Genomic DNA, 26951 nt, shown 5'->3' with positions numbered 1-26951 from the left:
AAACGGCGCTTATTCTAACAGTAATTATACTGAATACCATGATTGTGTACGGTACATAATCAAATTTTTTGGATAGCCAATACCACATTTTGTTGCTTAATAACTTGCCATTGAATGTTGAGATCGTACAAGGTCATGCCGTAGGTTTTATCTGAATGGGAATTTTGGTGATATGCAGGGCGAGGATCTTGACTGAGTACTTCTTCAATAAGATTACTTATTTCTGGGTAACTCTGTTGTAACTTCTGCATCTGCTCACTGGCTTGTTCGGTAAAAGTAACGGCCATCAATTCTGGGCTATGCTGCGCCATACCCCCTGATGCATTCATAATATTATCGGCGTAGGGTACATAAGGTTTTATATCTAAAATAGGTGTGCCGTCTAATAAATCTATGCCCTTAACGGTAAGGGTAAGTTGCTTGTTTTTAAAAGTCACAGCAGCAAATTCAACCACAGACATACCGATACTATTAGGCCTAAAAGTACTGCGGGTGGCAAATACTCCGAGCTTCTGGTTGCCTCCTAAACGGGGAGGGCGAACTAAAGGGGAATGGCCTTTGTCTGCTGTTTGGTGAAAATGAAACAACAACCATAGATGACTAAATTGTTCTATGCCTCTTAGATAGTTAGGATCATTAAACTCGGCCAAAAAAGTAATCTTACCTTGGGCGCTTTTGGCTAAGCCAGGTTGACGTGGTATGGCAAATTTTTCTTTGTAAGGTGTGCTAATTTTGCCAATTGGCTGGATATTGATGGTCATAAACGAATGATTCGTTGCAGCTAACTAAGGTTGAGTGATTGTTATGGTTGCTGAAACTAAGCCTTTATTCAATAGATATATTATAACCTAATTAAAACTGGCATAAGAGTTAAGTCACGGCCTAATAGCATTCTGTTATGTCATTGGATAACATGGGTTTACTTTGATTGATACGGTTAGCCCATAGTGTTTGAAATAAAAACTACTGATAAAAATTTGTTGTCTCATTTGTATTTAAACGACTTGGTTTGCCAACAAGGCTTAAGTGATTTCACTTTGACTGATGGTCTTTTGTGTAGTGTTGAAGCCTTAAAGGGGGCACAACAAATTCCCTCAGAGTCGAGCTCATTTATGGATCAATCAAAGCTTAACAAGTTAGTTATTTTTACCGAAGGCTTACATTTGTTGCAATTAACTCAAGTGACACAAGCCTTCGCTGATTATCTAGAGTTCGCCTTTTTTCGAGTGATTAAAGTTGACGGTGTCAGTGGTTTTGCTATTTGTGCTTTTGTTGCATTGAAAACTCAAGAGCACCTAAATAGCCATTTAGAAGATGTAGCAAATCGTTTTAGTGTTGAGTTATGTTTAGTCGATAAAACGCCATCATTAACGCAGCCTGGCTTGTTATTGATGGATATGGATAGCACTGTTATTGCGGTTGAATGTATTGATGAAATTGCTGAACTCGCTGGTGTTGGTGAAGAAGTTTCAGCGGTTACTGGACTCGCCATGCAAGGTAAATTGGACTTTGCACAAAGCTTACGTACCCGAGTTGCTTGTTTAGCGAATGCTGATGAATCGATTTTACATCAAGTACGAGATGCTCTGCCTCTTATGCCCGGCGTGGCGAACTTGGTAGAAATATTAAAATCTTACAATTGGAAAGTAGCGATAGCCTCTGGTGGCTTTAGTTATTTTGCCGATTATCTGCAAGACAGGCTTAACCTAGATGCTGCTGTGGCGAATGACTTAGCCATAGAAAACGGCAAGCTAACCGGTGAAGTACAAGGCAGTATTGTTGATGCTAATGTCAAAGCACAAACTCTTAAAACACTAGCCGAGCAATGGTCTATTTTGCCTAGTCAAACTATTGCTATGGGTGATGGTGCAAATGACTTGGTTATGATGAATGCAGCGGCTTTAGGTGTAGCATTACATGCAAAACCTATAGTACGTCAACAAGCGGATATCGCCATTCGCCGCGGTGGTTTAGATACCTTGTTATGGGTGTTAGCAGCGGGGGCGGCTTAGCCGGCCTGCTGTATTAGTGTATAGAGATTAAACTAAATAAGGCTTGTAAAAAAACACCGCATTCACCTTAGGTTTTAAGTAATTGCTCAATTCCGACTTGTTTTGTTTTATGGGTTGGAGCAGGTTTATGGTTCAGCAGTATCGCACTTTCGGCAAACTCAAAACGTCTTAATACTTCGTCAGTCACATCAATAATATCGCCCATTGCAGAGACATTCCAAAGTTGCTCTTCCAATAATTTAGCTTTATGCACAGCGTAGACACTCACGTAGTTAAGCTCTGATTGCATGGTCTCAAAATCGGGTCTGCCAGTGCGAGCAATAAACACTTTTACTGCAATAAATTGCCCCTGTTGTAAGGCTTGTGCAATAAACTGTCTGCGTTGTTCTGGTTTAGTAAACTGTTCAGCAAAGTAACTGTTGATAGCGTCGCCTATTATCTCTTTGCTAGGATCAAAGGCAATAAATAACTCACGCATTTCAGGACGATCATTAGGTTTGATCGTGGCCAAAGTGCGGTTGATAAAATCGTGATGTACTTTGGCATTTCGAAAAAGTGGGTATAAGTTGAACTGTCGAGGCTTAGCTTGAAAATGTAATAGTTGCAATAACCTGTTGGAGTCTGATGAAGTTGCCACCGCATCGGGAATATAATCAACATTGTCTTTGCGTAAAAAATAGGCAACGTTAATCACATTATGGGCATAAATGTTGCGCAACGCTTCACCAATGCCTGGCACTTCTTCTTCATCACGATAGGCTTTTAGTTTTGAACGGTTTGACTTAATTAAGGCTTCAAAAAAACGTCTTGCGGTATTACTTTCTTCGGTGACAAAGTTTTGTAAATGAATGACGTTCCTGTCTTTAGATACATGTCTAACAATATAAGGTAAATCTGACAACTCGTACTTTGAAGTAACAGATTGCAACTGTGGAAAACTTAAGGTGATTTTAGCCTTGTCGGTTTGATGAAAGAACTTACCTAATTCTATCCTCAGTCCTTGGGTTGAAATATCTTCTGTGTGCCCTTCAAATATCACATTATCAATGCTGACTTGCACTGCTGTTCGTAGTAAAAAACGGCTTTCTCTGCGCTGATTAAAATATTTAAAACGATATACAGTGACTAACGAAGGTGGTTTATTTCGTGGGTGGCCAAATACTTTGAGTTGTGCCAGTTGCTCACGCTTTATTTTATATTTTTGGTAATGTTCGGTACTGATATCGTCAGTTATATTGGTTAGCAAGGCAACATGGTTAATCTTCTTTAACCGCGACATTAAACGAGGAGAAGGTTTTTGGTTTTGTCTTCTAACCTTGTCATTAATCGAGCTACCAATAGATAGCGGGCGATAACTTTGTATTGGGTCTACTTGAGTAAACTGTAACTTGTAAATTCGCCAACTGGCCTTACGAGATCCATAACCTAAAAATAAATGTTTTAAGTCAGGTTTGGCATCTAACTCTGCATGAGTGGCTGAGTAAAAATAGACTTTTTCATTTTTAATATGATTAAACACGTAAATGAACATTTCCTGCTGGCCCTTAGCAAGGGAAATACCATGTTTAATGCGTTCCTCAGTTAACAAATAACCAATTTTTAAGTCTTGTAATTCATTCGCCCAATATTGAATTTCTTCCCTGTTACAGTCATTAGCTAAGGCATATTTAGGAATGTATTGATTGTCTTCTTGTTCGATAAATACTGGGACTGAAGCAAAATTAGGAATGTAATACTGTTCGTAGGTTTTGTTTTGAATAGCGGTGATTGTATTATCTAAATTAACTTTATAACGACGTTTATTGCCGTGAATAAAACGTTCAAAAAACTTATCAAAAGAAGGGAAGGGAATATCAAATTGACGTTTAAGGTTTAATCTTTGGTCATCTTTGGTACGCTCAACACTGCTAATAACATAAGCAACACCTTGGCGCTTATCGAGCAGATACTCTTTTTCTAAACCACGAAATTGCACCGTAAGGCGTTCTTCAGGTTTGAATAAGTGTTCTTTGCTGGCTTTCACTTTTAGGCCGTTTACTGATACATCGATAGTAGTGGCTTGAATGCTTTTATTCATTTCGGTAAACATTTCTATATTGACCGAAAAATTCATCCTTTCTTCGCTTCTCTGGGCAAAACTACCAAACTTTATAAGAGGAGCTTGGAAGTTTTCAGTGGCTGGTTTAAGCACCACAGTTTTGTTGCGGTTATTTTTCGCTTCTAGTTGTTCTTTTTTGTACCTGACCCGAAAGTTGTTTTCAGTATTGGTCACCGCCTCATAAACACCTATAGTGTATTCGCCAAAAATACGCACTTGGCGCTCAAAGGTTTCAATCGCTACTTCATCTAATGAGTGCTCTTTGCCTTGATGCTCATATATTTTGCATTTACCATCAACTAAGCCTCGTAAATCTATTAAACGGATACAGGGTCTAGCGAGGCGCATTAATTCCATTTTTAATAAAAAGCGTTTTTGCTTTGGGATCGCTGCAGCAACCTGATTCAATACCTGATTAAACTCAGGCTCATTGATCATAGGCTTAAGTTCTTCAATGATGTCGTGGTATTCTTCTAAATCTTGGCTCATGAATTCAGGGTAAACTCATCAATATTATTATGGGCTTCGGGCTTAATATAATAGTTATCGGCAATGTTGCTAAAACTATGATTTATAGGACATATTGCCCTGACGTAAACTACGATAGATAATTACCTAGTGAATATCAAATCAACATTTAAAACAATAAAAGACTCGTATTAATATGGCTAAACGCAAAACTGCTTATGTATGCTCTGATTGTGGAGCTGAATATCCTCGATGGCAAGGACAATGTAACGATTGTAATACTTGGAACACTATCACTGAATTTGTGGTGTCTTCAGCTAGCAGTTCAAATGGTCGAAATACAGGTGGCTATTCAGGCCAAACTCAAGCCAAAGTAGAATCTTTAGCCAGTATAGATTTACAAGCCTTACCTAGGTTTGCGTCTGGCTATAAAGAGCTTGATCGAGTTTTGGGTGGAGGCATAGTGCCAGGTTCGGCCATCTTAATAGGTGGTTCTCCGGGGGCGGGTAAAAGTACCATGTTGTTGCAGGTGATGTGTAAAATGGCCGCGACCAGAAATGCTTTGTATGTCACTGGTGAAGAGTCATTACAACAGGTTGCCATGCGTGCTCAGCGACTGGGTTTAGCCAATGATAAACTCAATCTGCTGGCTGAAACCAATATTGAAGTGATTTGTGAGCTCGCTTTACAACACAAGCCAGAACTTATGGTGATTGACTCTATTCAAGTGATGCAAGTACCCGATGTGCAGTCTGCGCCTGGCAGTGTTTCCCAAGTGCGCGAAAGTGCCGCTTATTTGACTCGATTTGCCAAACAGCATCATATTGCGATGTTTTTAGTGGGCCATGTAACCAAAGATGGCAGTTTGGCAGGCCCCAAAGTATTGGAACATTGTATTGATTGTTCAATGATGCTTGAAGGTGAAAGTGATAGTCGTTATCGGACGTTAAGAAGTCAAAAAAACCGTTTTGGCGCAGTGAATGAACTCGGCGTTTTTGCCATGACCGAAAAAGGGCTAAAAGAAGTTACTAATCCCTCGGCTATTTTCCTTAGTCGTGACGAACAGCAATCCCCTGGTAGTATAGTCATGGTGGTGTGGGAAGGAACACGGCCATTGCTGGTGGAAATTCAGGCTTTGGTAGATTATTCTCAAATGGCCAATCCAAGACGGGTTGCAGTAGGGTTAGATCAAAACCGCTTGGCGATGTTACTGGCGGTTTTACATCGCCATGGTAATGTTCAAATGAACGACCAAGACGTGTTTGCAAACGTGGTAGGTGGAGTTAAAGTGAATGAAACCAGCGCCGATTTGGCCTTGTTGCTTGCCATAGTGTCAAGTTTTCAAAATAAGGTTTTAGACAAAGAATTAATTGCTTTTGGCGAGGTTGGCTTGTCGGGCGAAATAAGACCAGTACCTAACGGCTCAGAAAGAATTAGTGAAGCGGCTAAACATGGTTTTAAACGTGCCATAGTACCAAAAGCTAATGTACCCAAACAACGAGTCGCGGGTATTGAAATTATTGGTGTTTCTCGATTGTCAGAAGCACTTGAAGCGATTTAATGTTTTTATTAGGCCTGAATGTCAGGTGAACTTGTTGTTATAGAACTAAGGAGTGTTTTGATATGACTAATCTCGATATTATAAAAAACTTATACGATGCTTTTGCTAAAGGAGATGTTTCCGGTGTTCTCAGTGAAATGCATGAGAATATTGTATGGAATGAAGCCGAGAATTTCCCCTACGCTGACGGTAATCCATATGTTGGGCCACAAGCGGTATTAGAAGGCGTGTTTGCTCGTTGCATAAGTGAGTGGGAGGGATTTGCTGCCAATATGGATACTTTGTATGACGCAGGTAAAAATATCATTGCGACTGGGCGATATGCAGGGAAAAATAACCAAACAGGTAAAAATATGGATCCGCAGGCTGTGCATCTTTGGACCTTGGAAGATGGCAAAATAATCCAATTTCAACAATTTATCGACACATTAAATGTCAGTAAAGCAATGAGTTAGTGTAAAACGCTCTAATATTTATGTCTGCTAAGGCTGCTTTAAATAGGGGGATTAAAAATTGCTGCTGATTGTCTTAGTTCATCAATTAGTACCATCTAACACATTGTTTTTTAACCTATATTTGAATGCTTATTACATCGATTATGGGGATAGGTTTTAGCACCCCGATGTTTTGAATAAAACAGGTAATATTGGTAAAATTTAGGGTAATTCATTATGATATTTACCACTAAAAAATTATAAATTTTTATTATCGATGCTTCAGAATTTAACGTCACTCTGTACCCGTACTATCTTTTTAGTTGTTTTATTTCTTTCCGTAAAAGGTATTGCTGCCAACAAACCGCTACAAGTGGTGACTGAATTGTCTCCACCATACCAAACGTTATTACAAAATGAAGTATCAGGCTCGGCAACTAAAATAGTAAAAAACCTTTTATCTGCATCCAATCTTACAGCAACATTTAGTATGTATCCTTGGGCAAGGGCATACAACAAAGCGATATCTGAACCTAATACCTTAATTTATTCCATTGCAAAATCTGCAGAACGTAATGAATTATTCCATTGGTTATTACCGGTTGCCGACTATAAATTTGGATTAGTTTCATTAAGTGAAAGAACTGATCTTGATATACCCGATCTAAAAGAGCTGTCAAACTTTGTACTTGCGGTGCAGCGAAATGATATTGCTCATCACTGGGCTCTTGAGCATGGCTTAGAAGAAGGTAAGCAGTTAATAATATGCTCAGATATTGGCTGTTCTTGGCAATTGTTACTCAATAAAAAAGTGGACTTTATTGTGGAATCACCAGAATTAATCGAATGTATGCTAGAGCAATTTAAATTACCTACAACTTTGGCTAAATACGTCATTGCTATCCCTGAACTCGAAATATCAGGCTACTTAGCAGCTAACATTAATATTGAAACAAGCATTCTAGAAAAATTAAAGTTAGCGATTAAAAAACAATCTCTTTAATTGGTATAATAGGAAAAGGGCGCTGAATGCGCCCTTTGATTTGTTATTTACTAATTTTTTTGTATTTTAATCTATGGGGTTCAACTACATCTGTTCCATAGGTCGCTTTTAACCAAGCTGCATATTCGGTGTAGTTACCTTCGTAGAAGTTGATTTTACCTTCGTCACGATAATCCATAATGTGGGTGGCGATCCTGTCTAAGAACCACCTGTCATGAGAAATAACCATAGCGCATCCAGGGAATTCCAAAATGGCATTTTCAAGGGCGCGTAAGGTTTCAACATCCAAGTCATTGGTAGGTTCATCCAACAACAATACGTTGCCGCCAGCTTTCAACAATTTAGCTAAATGCACCCGGTTTCGTTCACCACCAGACAAGTTTTTCATAAACTTCTGTTGATCCGAACCTTTAAAGTTAAAACGTCCACAGTATGCGCGGCTGTTTAGTTCAAAGTTTCCAATGCGGATAATATCTGAATCATCAGATATTTCTTTATACACAGTATTGTCACCGTTGGTCTGATCGCGGAATTGATCGACGCTAGCTAGTTGCACTGATTCACCCACATCAATTTTACCAGAATCGGCTTTTTCGTCACCACTGAGCATTTTAAATAGGGTGGATTTACCCGCACCGTTAGGGCCGACTATGCCAACAATCGCGCCTTTGGGTATTTTGAAAGTGAGATCGTCAATTAACACGCGATCACCATAGGATTTTTTTAGGCCAGTCACTTCAATCACTTTATCACCCAAACGTTCACCGGGTGGAATAAATAACTCATTGGTTTCATTACGTTTTTGGTAATCACCGGTGTTAAGCTCTTCAAACCTAGCCATACGGGCTTTGCTTTTAGATTGACGACCTTTGGCATTTGAACGAACCCATTCTAGTTCGGTTTTAATGGATTTTTGTCTGGCGCTTTCGGTTTTTTCTTCTTGCTGTAGTCGAGCATCTTTTTGTTCTAACCAAGATGAGTAATTACCTTCCCAAGGAATACCTTGGCCACGGTCAAGCTCTAAAATCCAGCCTGCTACGTTATCGAGGAAGTATCTATCATGAGTAATAGCCACCACTGTGCCTTCATAGTCATGTAAGAAACGTTCTAACCAAGCCACTGATTCAGCATCCAAGTGGTTGGTAGGTTCGTCGAGTAATAACATCTCGGGCTTTTCGAGCAGTAATTTACACAGTGCAACGCGGCGGCGTTCACCACCGGAGAGTTTACTTACGTCAGCATCCCAAGGTGGCAGGCGTAAGGCATCTGCTGCGCGCTCCAATGCATTTTCGAGGTTGTGACCGTCCTTACTTTGGATGATGGCTTCTAATTCTCCTTGCTCTTTCGCTAAGGCGTCAAAGTCGGCGTTTTCTTCTGCGTAGGCTGCATAAACTTCATCGATACGTTTAAGAGCATGGGCTACATCTGCTACTGCTTCTTCGATGTTGCCACGCACGTCTTTGCTTTCGTCGAGTTGTGGCTCTTGAGGTAGATAGCCAATTTTTAATCCTGTTTGGGGGATTGCTTCACCTTCGATTTCGGTATCTATGCCTGCCATTATTCTTAGTAAGGTCGATTTACCAGAACCGTTTAAACCCAAAACGCCAATTTTTGCACCTGGGAAAAAGCTAAGGGAGATGTTTTTTAAGATATGTTTGCCGGGTGGAACTACTTTACCGACACGAAGCATGCTGTAAACGTATTGAGCCATAACTGTCTTATGTAAGTTAATTTGTTAGTAGTGTAATTCAGAGCAAGGGTAGGGTAAAAGGTATTGTGTTTTTTAGTTAGATTATTCTGAAAAATAATGTGATTTGGCCGTAGCTTTCGTAGTATTTTATTCTTTAAAGTTATCAACAAGGAAACATATGCAAAGCTTTAATTGGGGAGTCATTGGTCCAGGAAACATTGCTAATACATTTGCAAAAGCCATCGCGTCGTCTACAAAGGGTAAAATTTTGGCAGTAGCTAGTCGCTCAAAGGAGCGAGCAGCGGATTTTGCTAAGACTTATCACATTGAAAAAACATATTCTGATTACCAACAAATGTTAGCTGATCCTGAAATCGACATTATTTATATTGCTACCCCTCATAGCTTTCACTACCAACAAGCAAAAATGTGCTTGGAAGCCGGTAAACACGTTTTAGTAGAGAAACCTTGCACAGTAAATGCCGAACAAATGCAAATATTAGCGGAGTTAGCACAAAGTAAAAACTTGCTGTTGCAGGAGGCTTTGTGGAGCCGTTTTCTGCCGTGTTTGTCGCAACTTAGGCAGTTATTAAACGAAGGCATAATTGGTGACATTCAATATATCCAGTCAGAAATTGGTTTTGCGTTTCAAGATAGAGATAAAAGTCGCATGGTTAAGGCTGAACTTGCTGGTGGATCACTTCTGGATTTAGGTATTTACAGTATTACTGTCAGTCAGTTTTTTCTTCAAGAACACCCTGATACTGTTTCTGCCATGGGGCAATTAACGGATCAGCAGGACGATGGGCATGTATTGGCAAATATGCATTATCCATCAGGACGTTTTGCACAATTCACTTGTTCGATGTTAGCGCAATCAAGCAATACTATGCGGATAGTGGGAGCAGAAGGTTATATAGATTTGCCTGCCTGCTTTTGGGATACTGATAAAGCCGAAATTTTTCGCGATAACAAGTTAGTGCAAAGTATTAATATTCCGCACCCGGTTAATGGATTTGAATATCAAATTGAAGAAAGCATGGGCTGTATTGAACAAAAACTGCTCTGCAGTGAAGTGATGTCACATCGCGACAGCATAGGTGTGCTTAGGGTGATGGATGATATTCGCAAGCAAATAGGTGTGCAATTTCCACAGCAGATTGAAACGCTTTAATCCCTTAGATTAGTGTGTGTAAAAACCGTTACAACTTTTGGTTGTTTCTCATGCCGGATTACCACTATACAAATTGTTTAAAATAACTAAACTATGCGCTGTTTATTTCGGGTGTGTTTACCCTAATATTTATTACCCCATAGTTGAGGAAAAGTGATGCTAACACGTGATATGAATATTGCTGATTTTGATCCGGAATTGTACCAAGCAATTCAAAATGAAAACCAACGTCAGGAGGATCACATTGAGTTGATTGCCTCTGAAAACTATTGCAGCCCACGTGTTTTAGAAGCTCAAGGCTCTCAACTAACCAATAAATACGCGGAAGGTTACCCACACAAACGTTATTACGGCGGTTGTGAATATGTAGATATTGCTGAAGATTTAGCGATTGAACGTGCTAAACAACTATTTGGTTGCGATTACGCCAACGTGCAGCCACATGCTGGTTCACAAGCTAATAGTGCAGTATTTATGGCATTGCTGGATGCTGGCGATACGGTTTTAGGTATGAGCTTGGCTCATGGTGGTCATTTGACTCACGGTTCACACGTTAGCTTCTCAGGTAAAATTTATAACGCTGTTCAGTACGGTTTACATCCTGAAACGGGTGAAATTGATATGGCGCAAGTTGAAGCCTTGGCTCTTGAGCACAAGCCCAAAATGGTCATCGCTGGATTCTCTGCTTATTCAGGCATAGTCGACTGGCAGAAGTTTCGTGAAATTGCTGATAAAGTCGGCGCCTACTTAGTTGTTGATATGGCTCACGTAGCGGGTCTGATCGCGGCAGGTGTTTATCCTAGTCCATTGCCTCATGCTCATGTAGTAACTACTACTACCCATAAAACCTTAGCGGGTCCTCGTGGCGGTTTAATTTTGTCGGCATGTGGTGATGAAGCTATTTATAAAAAGCTTAATAGTGCCGTTTTCCCTGGCAACCAAGGTGGCCCTTTGTGTCATGTGATTGCTGCTAAAGCGGTTGCTTTCAAAGAAGCCTTAGAGCCTGAGTTTAAGGTATACCAGCAGCAAGTAGTAAAAAATGCTAAAGCTATGGTCGCTGTCATCCAAGAGCGCGGCCATAAAGTGGTATCCGGTGGCACAGAAAATCATTTATTCTTATTGGACCTAATTGGTAAAGAATATACAGGTAAAGATGCTGATGCTGCCCTAGGCAATGCCAATATCACCGTAAACAAAAATTCAGTGCCTAACGATCCTCGTTCTCCTTTTGTCACTAGTGGTTTACGTATTGGCTCGCCAGCCATTACTCGCCGTGGTTTTAAAGAAGAACAAGCCAAACAAGTGGCCAATTGGATTTGTGATGTATTAGATAACATCAATGACGAATCTGTTATTAAACGAGTCAAAGGTGAAGTGGTTGCTTTGTGTAAGCAATTTCCTGTTTACGCCTAGTCTATTTAATAAATTAACACTCACTGCATGAGTGACGGTTTCACTCGATGTTAAAAGGCATATAGGTTTCCACAATCTTTAGTTAAGCAAATGCTTAACTAAAGATTGGTTATATAGAATTTATCTAACAGTTTACATAAGACACGCTACTATTCTTGTAGAGTACTTAAGCCAACAAATCACTGGCGTAGACCAAATTTCTGTTTTAGAAAATAAAAATAAATCAAATATAACGACACACAATGGAAACTATTATGACTAAACGTACACTCCCATTTTGCAAAAAAACGCGCCTAGCTTTACTGGTTGCAAGTTCCCTTGCTTTTAGTGGTCTTGCATCTGCTCAGGTGACTTCATCTTCGATTCGAGGGCAAGTAGTAGACACCCAAGGTAACCCACTATCAGGGGTGACTGTAGAAGTGATCCACAGCCCTACTGGCAGTCGTAAAACCCTAACTACCTCTGAAAACGGTATATTTCAGTCGGGCGGAATGACAGTTGGTGGACCCTATGAAGTGAAACTTCAAGATGGTTCAAGTTATCAAGCGCAAACAATTTCAGATCTTTTCTTACAGTTAGGAAGAACATCCAGTGTAGAACTCCAAGCTTCGGCCAATGGTGCGCAACTGGAAGTGATTGAAATAAGAGGTAAGGTCACTATGGAAGCGGCCTTTAAAAAAGGTCCTAGTTCTGAATTTACCGAACAAGATATTACTAATACTGCGGCCATTAGCCGTGATATCAAATCCCTTCTAAAACGTGACTCTAAGATTACCGTTGACACAACAGTTGATGGTGGTCCTGCTTTATCTGTTGCCGGAGGTAATATCCGTGGTAACAGCTTGACCGTTGACGGGGTCAAACAAAACGATGATTTTGGTCTAAATAAAAATGGCTACCCAGGTCGCCGCTCGCCTATTTCGTTAGATGCGATTGAACAAATATCAGTAAATATAGCGCCGATAGATGTCACTTATGGTGGATTTCAGGGCGGTAATATCAATATTGTCACTAAGTCGGGTACTAACGACTTTCACGGTTCTGCCTTTTATTTTCGTTCAGACGACAGTTTTATAGGTGACAAAAGCGAAGGTGAATCACTTAATATTGGCGAGTTTAAAGAAGATACTTATGGGTTCTCTTTAGGCGGAGCGTTTATTGAAGATAAGTTATTCTTTTTTGCTTCTTATGAAAAATTTGAATCGACTTCACCTTATCAATTTTCCTTAGACAATTTGGATGGGGTAAATGATCCGAATGAGCGCCGTGATGTCAGTCAGGCTGATTTTGATCGTATCGCTCAAGTAGCTAACGATGTATGGGGCTATGATATTGGTGGTTACAATGTGCCCAAGGAAGAAGAAGATGAAAAACTATTACTGAAATTAGACTGGTATATTAATGACGATCACCGTGCATCTTTAACCTACCAAGATAATTCTGGTAACACAGTTCGAGATTTTTGGGCTGAGTCATTTCCTGGTGCACCCACTGCAACTGCTGAGTCTAACCGTTATAATCAGGCAGAAACCCTTCAAGCGACAGTGTTACAAGTATTTTCTGACTGGACTGAAAATTTATCTACTGAATTTAAATTATCCAGTAAAAAGGTCACTACAGAACAGGATCCTTTGTTAGGGGCTAACTTTTCTCAGTTTTCAATTGGAACGCCTAATGGCGGCTCGTTGTTTATTGGTCCCGATCAATTCCGTCATGCCAATGAATTGGAAAACGATCGCCTAGGCCTAAAAATCAAAGCAGATTATTATCTGACTGATGATCACAAGCTGACCTTTGGATGGGAGCATGAAGAGTTAGATATTTATAATTTGTTTGTGTTTGGCTCTTTAGGTTTTGCTGAATTTGCAAGTATTGAAGATTTCGAAAACAACCTTGGTTTCCACGTTTATCAAAATGCGCTAGATGGCAATCCTGCAAGTGCAGTAGATGAATTTCAGTATGATATTGATACCTTTTATTTACAAGACGAGTGGACTGCCACAGATGACTTAACGGTAACCTACGGTTTGCGTTATACAAAATACAGTAACGACGATCTACCAGCCCTTAACCAAAATTTTGTGGATAGGCATGGTTATAGTAACCAAGGCAACTTTGATGGGCTGACATTGTTAGAGCCTCGTGCAGGTTTTACATATACCTATGACGACGACACTGTTATTCGTGGTGGAGTGGGTTTGTTTGGAGGCGGTGGCCCAAATGTTTGGTTGTCTAACTCTTACGGTAATGATGGTGTGCGTAAAACCTTTGCTGGCTGTTTTGGTGGTTGCTCTGATGGACGCGGTACACCTCAGGAAGTATTAGATTTTCTTGATGCTGGTGGATTTAGTGGCGGTAACAGTGATACCAACTCTATTGCACCGGATTTTGAAATCAACAGTGTATGGAAGGTAAACCTAGGCATTGAGCGGAATCAAGATCTTGGGATCTTAGGTGATGCTTGGTTATTAACCGCGGATGCGATTATTAGTGATGTTAAAAACGCGGCTATTTACCGTGAACTCAATTTTCAACAAGTAGATACAGCCCCAGATGGACGTCCTATTTACAATGAAGTAGGTCCATTTGATTTGTCGCTAGAAAATACCGACAAGGGTAGTGCACAAGTGTGGAGTTTTTCTGCAGCTAAGAATTTCTACACGGATAACGGTACCTTTAACTTTGATATGGGATATACCTATCAAGATGTGACTGAAGTCAATCCAGGCAATGCGTTTATTGCTTTTGAAGGGTATGCGATGCCAGCCAATTCAGATTTTCAGTCGCAAACTGAATACAACTCTGAATTCGAAGTACGCCATTCTTTTACCAGTAATCTAAGCTGGAGTGATGAGATTTGGGCAGATAACTTGAGCACTATTTCAATTGCATATACAGCCCGTTCAGGTCGTCACTATAGTCATACCATGCGATCTTCGTTGGCAACCTTTGGTGGATTCCCCGGTGCTGATTTTGCAGATTGGAATGCCTTTAGTTCACAGTCACTGTATATTCCAACTGGCGCAAGTGACCCTATCGTGAGCTTTGCTGATGGTTTTGATCAAGATGGATTCTTTTCTTACATCAACTCTGAAGATTGTTTAGCAGGTAATGCTGGCTCGATTTCTCGTCGCCATGGGTGTGAAAGTAATTGGATCCATAGGTTTGATGTTCGCTTCATGCAAGAAGTGCAAATTACCGGTGATCATGCCCTTGAATTAATTCTTGATTTGGAAAATATTGGCAACATGCTGAACGACGATTGGGGACGTGCTGAAAGTTACACCCAGCCGTTTAACGCCCCAGTGGTTGATGTGGCAATAGAGGGAGGACAATATGTCTACAGCAACTTTACTCAACCTCAACCGAATGTCGCCAAAGTACCTTCTGTTTGGAAAGTTCAGTTAGGCATTCGTTATAAGTTTTAAGTATTCTACGAACTAGTCTTTCACTAAGTAGATCCTAAACCGGAGATAAGCTAATTATCTCCGGTTTTTTTATTTACATTAAAGTTAATTTAAAATAACTGCATGCAAACATGAGGATTTCTGTCCCTTTGACGCTTTTTTTGCTAGTTTAGGCAATCTTTTTTTATCAGCAGATAACCTTATGTTTTGTCCATTTTGTTCTGTACAAGAAACAAAAGTCATTGATTCTCGACTTGTAGCTGATGGTAGCCAAGTACGACGCAGAAGAGAATGCACTGTGTGTAAAGAACGCTTCACCACCTTTGAGATGGCAGAATTGGTGATGCCTAGAATAGTCAAGCGAGATGGTTCTCGTGAACCATTTAACGAAGATAAATTGCGTGCAGGTTTGCAGCGCGCCCTAGAAAAACGTCCTGTCAGTACTGAGCAAGTCGAAGAGTGTATCAGTCGTCTTAAGTCTTCTTTACGTGCCACAGGTGAACGTGAAGTCAGCAGCGAATTTTTAGGTAATTTGATTATGGATGCTTTGAAAGAACTGGATAAAGTCGCTTATGTACGTTTTGCTTCTGTGTATCGTTCCTTTGAAGATATTCGTGAATTTGGTGAAGAGATTGCAAGGCTAGGCGACTAAGTTTGCTTTAATGATCGTCTTTATGTGCTCCCCTTTTTTTATTGGTAACTCGTGACTCAATTTTCTAAAATAGATCATCAAATGATGGTCCGTGCTATTCAGTTAGCTAAACGCGGTGAATATACCACTACACCTAATCCTAATGTGGGTTGTGTGATCAGTAGCAGCCAAGGTGTGATTTTGGGAGAAGGTTGGCATAAAAAAGCCGGAACACCTCATGCAGAAGTACATGCTTTGCAACAAGCGGGTAATAAAGCCCAAGGTGCTACCGCCTACGTCACGTTAGAGCCTTGTAGTCATTATGGTCGAACTCCGCCATGTGCCGATTCCTTAATTGCTGCAGGTGTCACTAGAGTAGTGGCGGCTATGGTCGATCCCAATCCACAGGTATCTGGAAATGGTTTAGCAAAATTACAAGAAGCCGGAATTAAAACTGAGCATGGACTGTTGCAAACGTCTGCCGAGCAACTTAACCGTGGTTTTATTAAACGTATGCGTACTGGTAAACCTTGGGTTACGGTAAAACTGGCTGCTAGTTTGGATGGTAAAACGGCGTTAGGAAATGGCTTAAGTCAATGGATAACTGGCCCACTAGCAAGGCAAGATGTGCAAAGGCACCGCGCCAAATGCTGCGCTATTTTATCGGGTTCTGGTACAGTGATAGCGGATAATCCTATGTTAAATGTGCGCTATGCTGAACTTAACTTAGCTGCTGATGTGTTGTCGCAAAAAGACTTACGGCAACCCTTGCGGATATTGTTAGATGGACGTAACCAGTTACCATCGACGTTAACTTGTTTGCAGCCTTTCGAAAACAATCTTGCCGGTAATGTTTTATTGATAAATGGTCAACCCAGTGTCCAGCAATTTTCACAACATGTAAATCAATGGCAAGCGCCTTTTAACGGCAATAAATTAGACTTAATTAAAGTGATGAGTAAGTTAGGTGAAATGCAATTAAATCACATTTGGGTTGAAGCAGGAGCCAAACTTGCGGGCGCGTTATTACAAAATAATCTGATTGATGAATTGATTTTATATCAAGCGCCCAAATTAATAGGAGGCGCTGGACAAAACTTGTTTGATACCATGCCGATTGAAATGATGGATAAGGTGATAAACCTCACTTGGACCGATATCAGGCAAGTGGGGGTCGATGTCAAAATGACTGCGCTTATTAAGCATTAATGCGTTAGCTTAAGCATAAACAAATTTATTGAGAAACTATGTTTACTGGAATTATAGAAGATGTGGGTCTTATTGAAGGTTTAGTGCCTTCTGGTGACGATATAAGGTTATCCATTAAAACGGACAAGCTTGACATGAGTGATGTGTCTTTGGGTGATAGTATTGCTAATAATGGCGTGTGTTTAACAGTAGTGGCTATGTCGAAACATGGGTTTAGTGCAGATGTATCACACGAAACCATTAAACGTACCGGCTTTGCGAGTTATCAGTCGGGCAGCAAAGTTAATCTTGAAAAGGCCTTGCAAGCGAATAGCCGCTTAGGTGGGCATATTGTCAGTGGCCATGTTGACGGTGTGGGTGAAGTGTTATCTATTGCACCTGTTGGCCGTTACGTCGAAATTTGGGTGAAAGCCCCTGATGAGTTGGCTAAATATTTAGCAGAAAAAGGCTCGATTACTGTGGATGGCGTGAGTCTAACGGTGAACCAAGTCGATGGCGCTAAATTTTTGCTGACCCTTATCCCTCATAGCTTACAGGAAACCATAATTGGCCTGTATAAAGTGGGCACTAAAGTCAATTTAGAAGTAGATGTTATCGCCCGATATTTAGAACGCTTAATGTTGGGAGACAAAGCCGCATATTCATCTACTAACACAGATAAAAAAGATATTAGCATGGCGTTTTTAGCAGAAAACGGTTATTTGAAGTAAAGTATAGGGCGTTAATACCCAAAATCATTGGAATTGCACGGCGGTGGCAAATGAATGCAGCCAACAAAGGTGCAGTTTCAAGGATGAAAGGTAAATGCTTTTAACACAAAATTAAGAAGACAATAGACTATGTCATTAAATAGCAGTGAAGAGATAATAGAAGATATCCGCCAAGGTAAAATGGTTATCTTAATGGATGATGAAGACCGGGAAAACGAAGGCGACATAATAATGGCTGCCGAACATGTTACGCCAGAAGCCATCAATTTTATGGTGACTCATGCTCGAGGGTTAGTATGTTTACCTATGACGGCCGAACGTTGCAAATCTCTTAATTTACCTTTAATGGTGGATGATAATAGCGCGCAGTTTTCAACTAATTTTACTGTGTCGATTGAAGCTGCGGAAGGCGTTACTACTGGGATTTCTGCCGCAGATAGAGCTAAAACAGTATTGGCTGCAGTATCCAAAGGTGCCAAGGCTAAAGACATAGTACAACCTGGACATATTTTTCCGTTAATAGGTAAAGAAGGCGGTGTGTTAAACCGTGCTGGGCATACTGAAGCGGGCATAGATTTAGCGCGATTAGCAGGTTGTGAACCAGCATCGGTCATTGTTGAAATACTTAACGAAGACGGCAGTATGGCCAGACGCCCAGAGCTAGAAGTTTTCGCAGCTAAACATAATATGAAAATTGGCACTATTGCTGATTTAATCGAGTATCGTAATTTGAACGAAACCACTATTCAACAAGTCGCTAGCTGTAAACTGCCGACTGAATATGGTGAATTTGATTTAGTGACATTTAAAGATGTGATTGATAACCAAGTACATTTTGCAATGTGCAAAGGTGAGATTACTGCTGAAACACCGACTTCAGTTAGGGTACATTTGCTTAACAGTTTTAGCGATTTATTAGGCTCGCAGCGCGGTATTTCTCGTAGTATGGGGTTACCTGAGGCAATTAAATATATTGCTGATAACGGTGGTGTTTTAGTACTACTAGGTAAAGCTGAAGACTTGTTGAGTCAAGTCAAACAATTTGAAGCCGAAGACAAGGGCGAAAAACCAGCTAATGCAGCATGGACAGGCTCATCTAGAACTATTGGTGTTGGTAGTCAGATACTCGCCAGCTTAGGTGTGAAAAAAATGCGTTTGTTGAGCAAACCCAAAAAGTACCATGCCTTGTCTGGGTATGGATTAGAAGTGGTTGAGTACGTCGAAATATAAGACTTAAAATTCACAATATTTCCCATTATGGATGTGCTAAACTGCGCGCCGATTTTTCCAGTAAGGTTTTTAGATGAATATTATTGAAGGTAACATTCGCGCAACAGGCAAAAAGTTTGCCCTTGTGGTTTCTCGTTTCAACAGTTTTGTTGTTGAAAGTTTGGTGGACGGTGCGCTAGATGCACTTGAAAGACATGGCGAAGTGAACGAGCAAGATATTACTTTGGTTCGTGTACCTGGCGCTTACGAGCTGCCAATTGCCGCTAAAAAACTTGCTGAACAAAATAAATATGATGCCATAATTGCTTTGGGCGCTGTGATCCGTGGTGGCACTCCGCACTTCGAGTTTGTTGCTGGCGAATGTAATAAAGGCCTAGCTCAGGTATCTTTAGAATATGGTATCCCTGTTTCTTTTGGCGTGATCACTACCGACAGCATAGAACAAGCTATCGAACGTTCTGGCACTAAAGCCGGTAATAAAGGCGCAGAAGCAGCAATTAGTGCTCTAGAAATGGTCAATGTGTTAGCTAATATTGAAGAGGCTAAATAGGTGAAACCTAAAGCCCGCCGTCTGGCCAGAGAACTTGCAGTACAAGCGGTTTATTCTTGGCAAATGAGCAAAAACCCAGTTGAGCAAATTGAGCTTAGTATAGTCACTAGTAACAATATGCAGAAAGTCGATACTGAGTACTTTTTGGAGTTATTGCGAGCAGTAGTAAAAGACTGCGCTGAGTTAGATAAAAAGATCAAACCTTACCTTGGGCGCCTGCCTGAGGAGCTAGATCCAGTTGAAAAAGCCATCCTTAGAATAGCCACTTACGAACTTGTTGGCAGGATCGACGTTCCTTATAAGGTTGTTATCAATGAAGCCATTGAGTTAGCGAAAGCTTTTGGTGCTGAAGAAAGCCATAAATTTGTTAATGGTGTGCTGGATAAAGCGATTAAAACTCTGCGTAAAGATGAGTTGTCCTAGCCTTTTTGAATAGGCTCTTGAAAATAGGCTTAACCGTGAAAATAGTAGCGGGCAACTTTTCTCTCACCTGATGCGATTATAATAAGTCAATATGAAAGAATTTAATATTATTGAACACTTTTTCAAAGCAAAAAGTATTCAACGTAAAGACGTGGTAATTGGCATAGGTGATGATGGTGCTGTTTCCCATATCCCCAAAGGCCAAGCATTAGTCACTACTACTGACACTTTGATCAGTGGTGTGCATTTTTTGCCAGATACCTCTCCCCACGCTATAGCGCAAAAAGCCGTTGCAGTTAACTTAAGTGATTTAGCTGCTATGGGAGCCGAGCCTGCATGGATAAGTTTATCCTTGAGTTTGCCTGAAGTTGATGAAAAATGGTTGGAGGATTTTTCTAATGGTCTCCAAGAACACGCTGAATATTACTCGGTGCAACTGATTGGCGGGGATACAGTTAAGGGGCCTTTAGTTATAACAATCACGGCGCAAGGTTTTGTGCCTTTTGAGCAAGCTTTGACCAGAAGTAATGCTAAACCGGGTGATTCAGTTTATGTTACTGGCACCTTAGGTGATGCAGGCTTAGGTTTAGATATTGCACAAAAAAAATGCATAGTGACGGATCAACTTAATCAAGATTTTTTGCTAAGTCGTTTGAATTATCCTACCCCAAGGTTATTGGTTGGTACCAGCCTTAGGCGTATTGCTAATGCCTGTATTGATATCTCCGACGGTCTAGTGTCTGATATAAAACATATTCTTAATGCATCTAAGTGTGGTGCAACAATACATGTTGATAAGTTGCCATTGTCACAAGCCTTAAAAGACTCGGTTAGTAGTAGTCAAGCGATTGATTATGCCTTAAGAGCGGGTGATGATTACGAGTTATTATTCACAGTAAGTGAAGAACAAAAAGGCCATTTAGAAACAACCTTAGCCAGTGCTAATGTTCATGCTACTTACATTGGCCAATTAAACGGCTTTGTAGGAAAATTAGAGTTGCGCCAAGCCGATAAGCCATACGAATATAGTGCTAAAGGTTACCAACACTTCTAAATCCCTGTTGGGATTAATACAACCAAAGAGGCTCATACAGTGGATAAGCAAGTACGCAGCCGTGTTAGCTTACTCAACCCGGTGCATTTTTTGGCGTTAGGGTTTGGCAGTGGTTTAGCTGCAAAAATGCCAGGCACATTTGGTACCTTGGCTGCACTGCCTTTAGTTGTGCTGTTATCTCATTACGCTAGTTTTTCTGTTTATTTGGTAGTCACTATACTAGTCAGTATTGTAGGGATCTGGATCTGTGGGAAAACCGCAGATGATATGGGCGTGCATGACGACTCTTCTATTGTATGGGATGAAGTGGCAGGCATGTTGATCACTATGCTCGCCGTACCTTTGAGCTGGCAAACATTGCTCGTTGGTTTTGTGCTATTTCGGTTTTTTGATATTCTTAAACCTTGGCCAATTAGTTACTTAGATAAACATGTGGATGGTGGTTTTGGCATTATGATTGATGATGTATTGGCTGGGGTGTTTGCCTTGTGTCTTTTACATTTAGGTTTGTTTTTAATTTAGTTTTTTATCCTTCTTCGATCCACTTCTCTAATTTTATCCTCTCACACCTATCCATTGAATTAACGATAGGGTTCAGGGGGTAATATTCAAATAATACACCGGCCACTTTTATAATGTATGCTGATGGAGACAGATTTGGGTCTTCAGTAAACTTTTTTGTAAAGGGATCTAACATGCTAAAAAGTATAAACATATTTCTAGTTATCATAGTGCTTGTTGGCTGCACTGATGGCATCAGTGAAAAACAAAAACTAGCGGCGATTCAACAAAACAAAGCTATTCTAGCTTTTACTTGTGAAGGTTATGGCAGTCATAATACTCCAATGGGTGATTTACAAAACAATATTTGGAATGCACATTCAGCCGCAAAGTTTGACTGGACTCAATGTTTGGCCATGAGAACAATAGATGCTAATACCCAATATGGTTGGTATTGGCAATGGCCAAAAGAAGGCGATAAAGTTTATGCGCAGCCACAAATCACCTTAGGTAATAGTCCTTGGTTAAAACACAATCTGGCTAAGCCCGGCTATCCTATTTCTGTTAATCAATTAGAAAAATTAGATATTGATTACAGTTTGGAAATTTTGAGCGATGGCGAATTAAACCTTGCGACTACCTTATGGTTAACGGGTTCCGATACTATTCCAATAGAAATTGATAAATCCACTATTGCAGCTGAAGTTATGATTTGGACTTATGCTAGTGACGATTTTTATGCCGATCCCGCTGGTGAAAAAGTAGCAGAGATAATAGTCGATGGCTTTGAGTGGGAAGTGTGGTTGCATAAAAATTGGCAGGATATGTCTGCGAAAAATGACAATAATTGGGTTTATTTGGCGTTTCGTACTAAGCAGCCACTTATGAAAATAAAATTTGATGCCGCACAAATGTTAGCTTATGCCATTGAACAAAAATTTATTACTTCTGACCTATATATCGCTGATATCCAGCTAGGAACTGAAATCATGAGTGGTACAGGTCAAGTTTGGTTGGATCATTATCGTGTCGATGTGGTTCCAATTAAAGCTAGTTTATAGGTAAGGCTCTAGTATTCACCGGAGATTTTAATACAAAAGAAGAATGCACTCCGGCCACACCTTCAATAGGTGTGAGTTTATTTAATAAAAATCGCTGAAAATCGTCCATATCTTTGATTATCACCTTGAGTAAATAGTCTGCAGACTGTCCTGTCACTAAGTGACATTCTAATACTTCTGGGAATGCTGCTATCTGTTTTTCAAAATGATTAAAACGTTCGGGTGTGTGTTTATCCATACTTATTTGAATAAATGACACTAAGGTTAAACCGAGTTTTCTGGCGTCTAATAAAGCGACATAACCAGCAATCATTCCAGACTCTTCTAATTGGCGTACTCTGCGTAGGCAAGGAGAAGGTGATAGATTTATCGCTTCGGCAAGCTCCTGATTAGATATTCGTCCTTTCTTTTGAATAATGTCTAGGATCAAACGATCATATTTATCAAATTGCATACATTTCTCTCGTTAAAGCAATAAATGCCATTAAATATGATTTTACAGCAATATAATTGTTTATATTCTGCTTTTAGTCAATTTTTAGCAATCTTATTCGAACGTTAATTCGTTATTCTTTTTACAGACTTATTTATCGATATTCGGACCCCAAAAATGATCGCTGATCCACATACTAAATATCAGGCTTTTCAGAGCATTAAATTAAAAAATAGACAGTGGCCAAATAATACTATTAGTAAACCACCTATGTGGATGAGCACAGATTTACGGGATGGTAATCAAGCTCTCATCGACCCAATGTCTATACCAACAAAATTGAAGTTTTTTAAAGCACTAGTAGCAATTGGTTTTAAACAGATTGAAGTGGGATTTCCGTCAGCGTCAGAAGTAGATTTTAATTTTGTACGTTTGTTGATTGAAGAAAATCATATACCAGAAGATGTGACAATTGAGGTGTTAGTACAAGCTCGTTTTGACTTAATTGAAAAGACGGTCGAGAGTTTGAGAGGCGCGAAACAAGCCATATTGCATATGTACAATCCTTTGGCGCCGACGTTTCGAGAAATTGTATATAAAACCGATAAGGCCGGTGTCAAAAAAATTGCTACTCAAGGCACCCAATGGGTAAAAGAATTAATGGCCACCGCGCCAGAAGTGAATTGGACCTATCAATATTCTCCTGAAGTGTTTTCAAGTACTGAACTAAGATTTGCTAAAGAGGTGTGTGATGCTGTGGTCGAAATTTGGCAACCGAGTGCTGATAATAAAATTATTATTAATCTACCTGCTACGGTTGAAATGAATACCCCTAATACCTATGCCGATCAAATTGAATGGATGCATACCCACCTTAAGCAACGCCAACATATAGTATTAAGTGTGCATCCCCACAATGACAGAGGAACCGCTGTGGCTGCTGCTGAGCTAGCGCTTATGGCGGGTGCTGACCGAGTCGAAGGATGTTTGTTTGGAAACGGAGAACGTACCGGTAATGTGGATCTAGTGACCTTAGCCATGAACTTGTATACCCAAGGCATACATCCAGAGTTAGATTTTTCGAATATTGACCAAGTTCGTAAATTGGTGGAAGAGTATAATCAATTACCGGTGCATCCTCGTCATCCTTATGCAGGTGAATTGGTGTTTACTGCCTTTTCTGGCTCACACCAAGATGCCATTAAAAAAGGCTTAGCCGTTCAACAACAAGATAGCCTTTGGAAAGTCCCTTATTTGCCTATTGATCCTGCCGATCTAGGTCGCAGTTATGATGCAGTTGTCAGAGTAAATAGCCAGTCGGGTAAAGGTGGCGTGAGCTTTTTATTGGATCGCGCCGCTGGGTTACAGTTGCCACGCAAACTACAAATTGAATTTAGTCGCACAGTACAAAATGTGAATGATAAAACCGGTAAAGAGTCCCAAGCTAATGCCATTGTTGAATTGTTTGAACAGGAATACTTCAACCAAACAGCACCTATTGAGTTTATCAGCAGTCAGATATCTACCTTAGCTGATGATCAACAAAGTATAGATATACAAATTAATTATCAGGGCAAAAAGCAAACTGTTAATGGTATTGGCAATGGGCCCATAGATGCGGCTGCGAATGCTTTATGCAAGGTGACCAATCAAACAGTGGAAGTGGTGGATTACCATGAACATTCAATAGGCAGTGGCTCAGGTGTTTCTGCCGTTTGTTATATAGAATTAAAAGTAGCGGGGTGCTCGGCGAGTTTTGGGGTGGCTAAAGATAGCAATATTATGATTGCTGCTGTTAAGGCTTTGGTGGGTGGGGTTAATCGAAAGGTTGGGGGCTAGATAGCCCAGCTGCAATTTAGAGCATGCGCTGACGCTTACTGCCATCCTTGGCTTTTTTCACACAGCATCCTTGCTGTACGACTTACTTTTTGCCAACAGCAGCAAAAAGTAAGCAAAAAATGCCGCTCGAGGGCAAAGCTCTTCATCCAATAATTGATTCCATTTTTCAGGTCGCGCTGAGCCGTTCCAGACGGCGCACCGCTCAATCGCCTGTCCATGGCGATTGACCCACAAAATGGAATCAATTATTGGCGAGCTTTGAGTCGAGGGTAAGTCAAGAGCATGGCTTCGCCATAAAGCACGACTTCGTCGTAAGGCATGTGCAGTTGGTATAAAGTTTTACCATGACTGTCTTGTATGGGTAAACCCATCACTATTTTTTACTATGCTTTTTCCATAATGCATTGATTTAAAATAAGTTTTATCGTTTTGTTACAATGGATGTCTAGATAAGCGTTGGGCAGCTTTTGTTGGCGCTGGCTGCGAACAAAATTCAATTTTAGTGTTATTGGTTTTTCAATAATGACCTTATACAAAAAGCTCAGCGCGTTTAATGCACCGGCTTGTGTCTGCGCAGCCACTTTTCCTTTAATAACCAGAAAATTTAAAAACGTTTCAACATCACTATCGTTTAGCTGAGCAGGATGCTGTTTGTTGTGAAAGTTAATATAGAATTTTATCCAATAGATGTACGCCTCAATTGTTCGTTTGGCGTAACGTTTTTCACGCATGGTTTCGATGATATGTTGCAAGAAGGGTGACTTGTTCATGATAACTTCCCTGTAACAAATATAACTGTATATATAGACAGTTGTTGCCAATTTGTCCAATAAGAGCAAATCGTTGACATTTTGGGGTGTTTCCGCAGGTATCCTTTGCCAGATTGGAAGAAAACGTTTATAAAAGAGAGACGTAAAGGCCGAGTAAAAAAATGCCCTGAATAATATTGGACATATTGTCGTGTTTAAACATCCCTTTATGTCGTCGAATAAATTGTTATGTTTGAGTTGATACCGGTTGAAGTTTTAGATGTTTTGAAAAAGGAATGAAGTCTCTGTCAGCAAATAGCAAGGGAATGCGATTACTTATACAAAATGTAGCAATTATCACGTCAGCGGTTTTCCTTATCGTTATCCCTTTTTTCCTTAAAATACGATAATTTTCTGCAGCTTTTAATGCTATATCTGGCGAAAGCATGCTGAATTGATGCAATGCCAGAAGGTGCGTTTTAGCCGTTTCATAGTCCTTGTCAGAGCGAAACCCTTGAAGTATTTCTAACAAAATTAGATCACCAATCGCAACCTCATCATTAATTAAAGCGATATCTAGTAAATTAGATTCTTGGGTTTCTACTCCTTTGAAGTAATCAATCCAAACGCTTGTATCGACCAATATCATTCAGTGACTCTCATATCGTTAAGATCACCTTCCCAATTAAGCTTTCCTCTGAGGCTACGAATACTAGCTTGTTTCCTTAGTCTTATTAAGGCTTTAAGGCCTTCTTCAACAGCTTCTTTTTTAGTTTGTAGTCCAGATGCACTTAGTGCGTCCGCCATTAATTTATCATCAATTACAATATTAGTTCTCATGTTGCACCTATGTGTAAGAAGTGGTACATTTATACACATTATGACTCAGTCGAGAAAACATAACAAGCCAAGTCAGCGGGAATTTTACTCGCTGAAAAACGCTCATAAAATCCCCTGCTTGGGGTGTTAGTGGCCCTATCCGTTTTATTAGGTGGTTACTAGCAAGTGGGTACGCAAACTTGTTAATTATTAGTTCGTCAGTGTGGGTAAAGTAGTCACACCATTACCAGGGAGTTGGTCATCACATGTACATCACATCTTTTAGCATCAACTCCAATTGGCAATGTAATATTCCACTCAAACAGGTTTTGGTGTAGCGTGGTAGTTATTCAAATTAATCAAGTGCTTGCGTGTACCGTGGGCACTAACACATATGAGCCTCCGGTCGGTCAATAGGTATTAGTCATCTTTTGATCACTTTTTCAAGATCAATCCAAATCTCTGAGCTAAGCCGTATACTA

25 protein-coding genes are annotated in these 26951 nt (G+C 40.2%); 17 read left to right on the top strand and 8 right to left on the bottom strand.

The window, feature by feature from the left end; all coding sequences use genetic code 11:
• Nucleotides 1-59: 59 nt before the first annotated feature.
• Complete coding sequence (gene tsaA, locus GARC_RS06865) at nt 60-761, bottom strand: tRNA (N6-threonylcarbamoyladenosine(37)-N6)-methyltransferase TrmO (protein WP_007618212.1); 702 nt, start codon at nt 759-761, stop codon at nt 60-62.
• Between the two features lie 186 nt (nt 762-947).
• Between tsaA and serB the strand changes: the two genes are divergently transcribed.
• Nucleotides 948-2012, top strand: coding sequence for a phosphoserine phosphatase SerB (gene serB, locus GARC_RS06860; protein WP_007618210.1), 1065 nt, complete (start codon nt 948-950; stop codon nt 2010-2012).
• A gap of 67 nt (nt 2013-2079) precedes the next feature.
• Here the strand turns inward: serB and GARC_RS06855 are convergent, their stop codons facing one another.
• The gene (locus GARC_RS06855; protein WP_007618208.1) at nt 2080-4599 is read right to left on the bottom strand and encodes a PilZ domain-containing protein; all 2520 of its coding nucleotides are present in this window, start codon (nt 4597-4599) and stop codon (nt 2080-2082) included.
• 175 nt (nt 4600-4774) lie between these two features.
• Between GARC_RS06855 and radA the strand changes: the two genes are divergently transcribed.
• From radA to GARC_RS06840, 3 genes are all read left to right on the top strand, one after another.
• Entirely contained in the window at nt 4775-6139 is a 1365-nt protein-coding gene (gene radA, locus GARC_RS06850) for a DNA repair protein RadA (RefSeq protein ID WP_007618206.1), read from the top strand.
• A gap of 62 nt (nt 6140-6201) precedes the next feature.
• Complete coding sequence (locus tag GARC_RS06845) at nt 6202-6594, top strand: nuclear transport factor 2 family protein (protein WP_007618204.1); 393 nt, start codon at nt 6202-6204, stop codon at nt 6592-6594.
• Nucleotides 6595-6850: 256 nt separating this feature from the next.
• Entirely contained in the window at nt 6851-7576 is a 726-nt protein-coding gene (locus GARC_RS06840) for a type 2 periplasmic-binding domain-containing protein (protein ID WP_007618202.1), read from the top strand.
• A 43-nt stretch (nt 7577-7619) separates the two neighbouring features.
• On the opposite strand, the gene ettA is transcribed toward GARC_RS06840, so the two are convergent.
• The gene (gene ettA / locus GARC_RS06835; RefSeq protein ID WP_007618201.1) at nt 7620-9287 is read right to left on the bottom strand and encodes an energy-dependent translational throttle protein EttA; all 1668 of its coding nucleotides are present in this window, start codon (nt 9285-9287) and stop codon (nt 7620-7622) included.
• 157 nt (nt 9288-9444) lie between these two features.
• Between ettA and GARC_RS06830 the strand changes: the two genes are divergently transcribed.
• From GARC_RS06830 to GARC_RS06770, 12 genes are all read left to right on the top strand, one after another.
• Nucleotides 9445-10440: a Gfo/Idh/MocA family protein gene (locus tag GARC_RS06830; RefSeq protein ID WP_007618200.1), complete on the top strand. Its 996-nt coding sequence runs from the start codon at nt 9445-9447 to the stop codon at nt 10438-10440.
• A 156-nt stretch (nt 10441-10596) separates the two neighbouring features.
• Nucleotides 10597-11853, top strand: a complete 1257-nt coding sequence (glyA, locus tag GARC_RS06825) for a serine hydroxymethyltransferase (protein WP_007618199.1) — start codon at nt 10597-10599, stop codon at nt 11851-11853.
• Nucleotides 11854-12107: 254 nt separating this feature from the next.
• Nucleotides 12108-15281 carry a TonB-dependent receptor gene (locus GARC_RS06820; protein ID WP_007618198.1) on the top strand — a complete coding sequence of 1058 codons (3174 nt, stop codon included), beginning with the start codon at nt 12108-12110 and terminating at the stop codon, nt 15279-15281.
• Nucleotides 15282-15462: 181 nt separating this feature from the next.
• Nucleotides 15463-15912 carry a transcriptional regulator NrdR gene (gene nrdR, locus GARC_RS06815; RefSeq protein ID WP_039988970.1) on the top strand — a complete coding sequence of 150 codons (450 nt, stop codon included), beginning with the start codon at nt 15463-15465 and terminating at the stop codon, nt 15910-15912.
• Nucleotides 15913-15963: 51 nt separating this feature from the next.
• Nucleotides 15964-17100, top strand: coding sequence for a bifunctional diaminohydroxyphosphoribosylaminopyrimidine deaminase/5-amino-6-(5-phosphoribosylamino)uracil reductase RibD (gene ribD / locus GARC_RS06810; RefSeq protein WP_007618195.1), 1137 nt, complete (start codon nt 15964-15966; stop codon nt 17098-17100).
• A gap of 38 nt (nt 17101-17138) precedes the next feature.
• Nucleotides 17139-17810: a riboflavin synthase gene (locus GARC_RS06805; RefSeq protein ID WP_007618194.1), complete on the top strand. Its 672-nt coding sequence runs from the start codon at nt 17139-17141 to the stop codon at nt 17808-17810.
• Nucleotides 17811-17939: 129 nt separating this feature from the next.
• Entirely contained in the window at nt 17940-19040 is a 1101-nt protein-coding gene (ribBA, locus tag GARC_RS06800) for a bifunctional 3,4-dihydroxy-2-butanone-4-phosphate synthase/GTP cyclohydrolase II (protein WP_007618193.1), read from the top strand.
• Between the two features lie 73 nt (nt 19041-19113).
• Entirely contained in the window at nt 19114-19590 is a 477-nt protein-coding gene (gene ribH, locus GARC_RS06795; RefSeq protein WP_007618191.1) for a 6,7-dimethyl-8-ribityllumazine synthase, read from the top strand.
• Complete coding sequence (gene nusB / locus GARC_RS06790; RefSeq protein WP_007618189.1) at nt 19591-20013, top strand: transcription antitermination factor NusB; 423 nt, start codon at nt 19591-19593, stop codon at nt 20011-20013. It abuts the gene before it with no gap.
• A 91-nt stretch (nt 20014-20104) separates the two neighbouring features.
• Nucleotides 20105-21067 (top strand): thiamine-phosphate kinase, encoded by a 963-nt coding sequence (gene thiL / locus GARC_RS06785; RefSeq protein ID WP_007618188.1) that lies wholly within the window; start codon nt 20105-20107, stop codon nt 21065-21067.
• Between the two features lie 39 nt (nt 21068-21106).
• Complete coding sequence (locus GARC_RS06780) at nt 21107-21589, top strand: phosphatidylglycerophosphatase A family protein (RefSeq protein ID WP_007618187.1); 483 nt, start codon at nt 21107-21109, stop codon at nt 21587-21589.
• Between the two features lie 173 nt (nt 21590-21762).
• Complete coding sequence (locus GARC_RS06770; protein ID WP_007618186.1) at nt 21763-22629, top strand: GH12 family glycosyl hydrolase domain-containing protein; 867 nt, start codon at nt 21763-21765, stop codon at nt 22627-22629.
• Here the strand turns inward: GARC_RS06770 and GARC_RS06765 are convergent.
• Complete coding sequence (locus GARC_RS06765) at nt 22619-23083, bottom strand: Lrp/AsnC family transcriptional regulator (RefSeq protein ID WP_007618185.1); 465 nt, start codon at nt 23081-23083, stop codon at nt 22619-22621. The two genes, GARC_RS06770 and GARC_RS06765, sit on opposite strands and share 11 nt — an antisense overlap.
• Nucleotides 23084-23239: 156 nt before the next feature.
• Between GARC_RS06765 and leuA the strand changes: the two genes are divergently transcribed.
• On the top strand, nt 23240-24901 hold the full coding sequence (gene leuA, locus GARC_RS06760) for a 2-isopropylmalate synthase (protein ID WP_007618184.1): 1662 nt from the start codon (nt 23240-23242) through the stop codon (nt 24899-24901).
• A 245-nt stretch (nt 24902-25146) separates the two neighbouring features.
• Here the strand turns inward: leuA and GARC_RS27560 are convergent, their stop codons facing one another.
• The 4 genes from GARC_RS27560 to GARC_RS06745 form a co-directional block, all read right to left on the bottom strand.
• Nucleotides 25147-25272 carry a hypothetical protein gene (locus GARC_RS27560; protein ID WP_007618180.1) on the bottom strand — a complete coding sequence of 42 codons (126 nt, stop codon included), beginning with the start codon at nt 25270-25272 and terminating at the stop codon, nt 25147-25149.
• 12 nt (nt 25273-25284) lie between these two features.
• A complete protein-coding gene (locus tag GARC_RS06755) occupies nt 25285-25671 on the bottom strand; it encodes a site-specific integrase (RefSeq protein ID WP_007618178.1) in 387 nt (128 codons plus the stop codon).
• 226 nt (nt 25672-25897) lie between these two features.
• On the bottom strand, nt 25898-26299 hold the full coding sequence (gene vapC / locus GARC_RS06750) for a type II toxin-antitoxin system VapC family toxin (protein WP_007618176.1): 402 nt from the start codon (nt 26297-26299) through the stop codon (nt 25898-25900).
• Nucleotides 26296-26490: a type II toxin-antitoxin system VapB family antitoxin gene (locus tag GARC_RS06745; RefSeq protein WP_007618174.1), complete on the bottom strand. Its 195-nt coding sequence runs from the start codon at nt 26488-26490 to the stop codon at nt 26296-26298. The genes vapC and GARC_RS06745 overlap by 4 nt, the downstream gene beginning before the upstream one ends.
• Nucleotides 26491-26951: the final 461 nt, after the last annotated feature.

It is taken from the genome of Paraglaciecola arctica BSs20135, from assembly GCF_000314995.1.
GTDB classification, from domain to species: Bacteria; Pseudomonadota; Gammaproteobacteria; order Enterobacterales; family Alteromonadaceae; genus Paraglaciecola; species Paraglaciecola arctica.
Note: the sequence above shows the minus strand (reverse complement) of the source record. Positions and strands in the feature narration are given on the sequence as shown.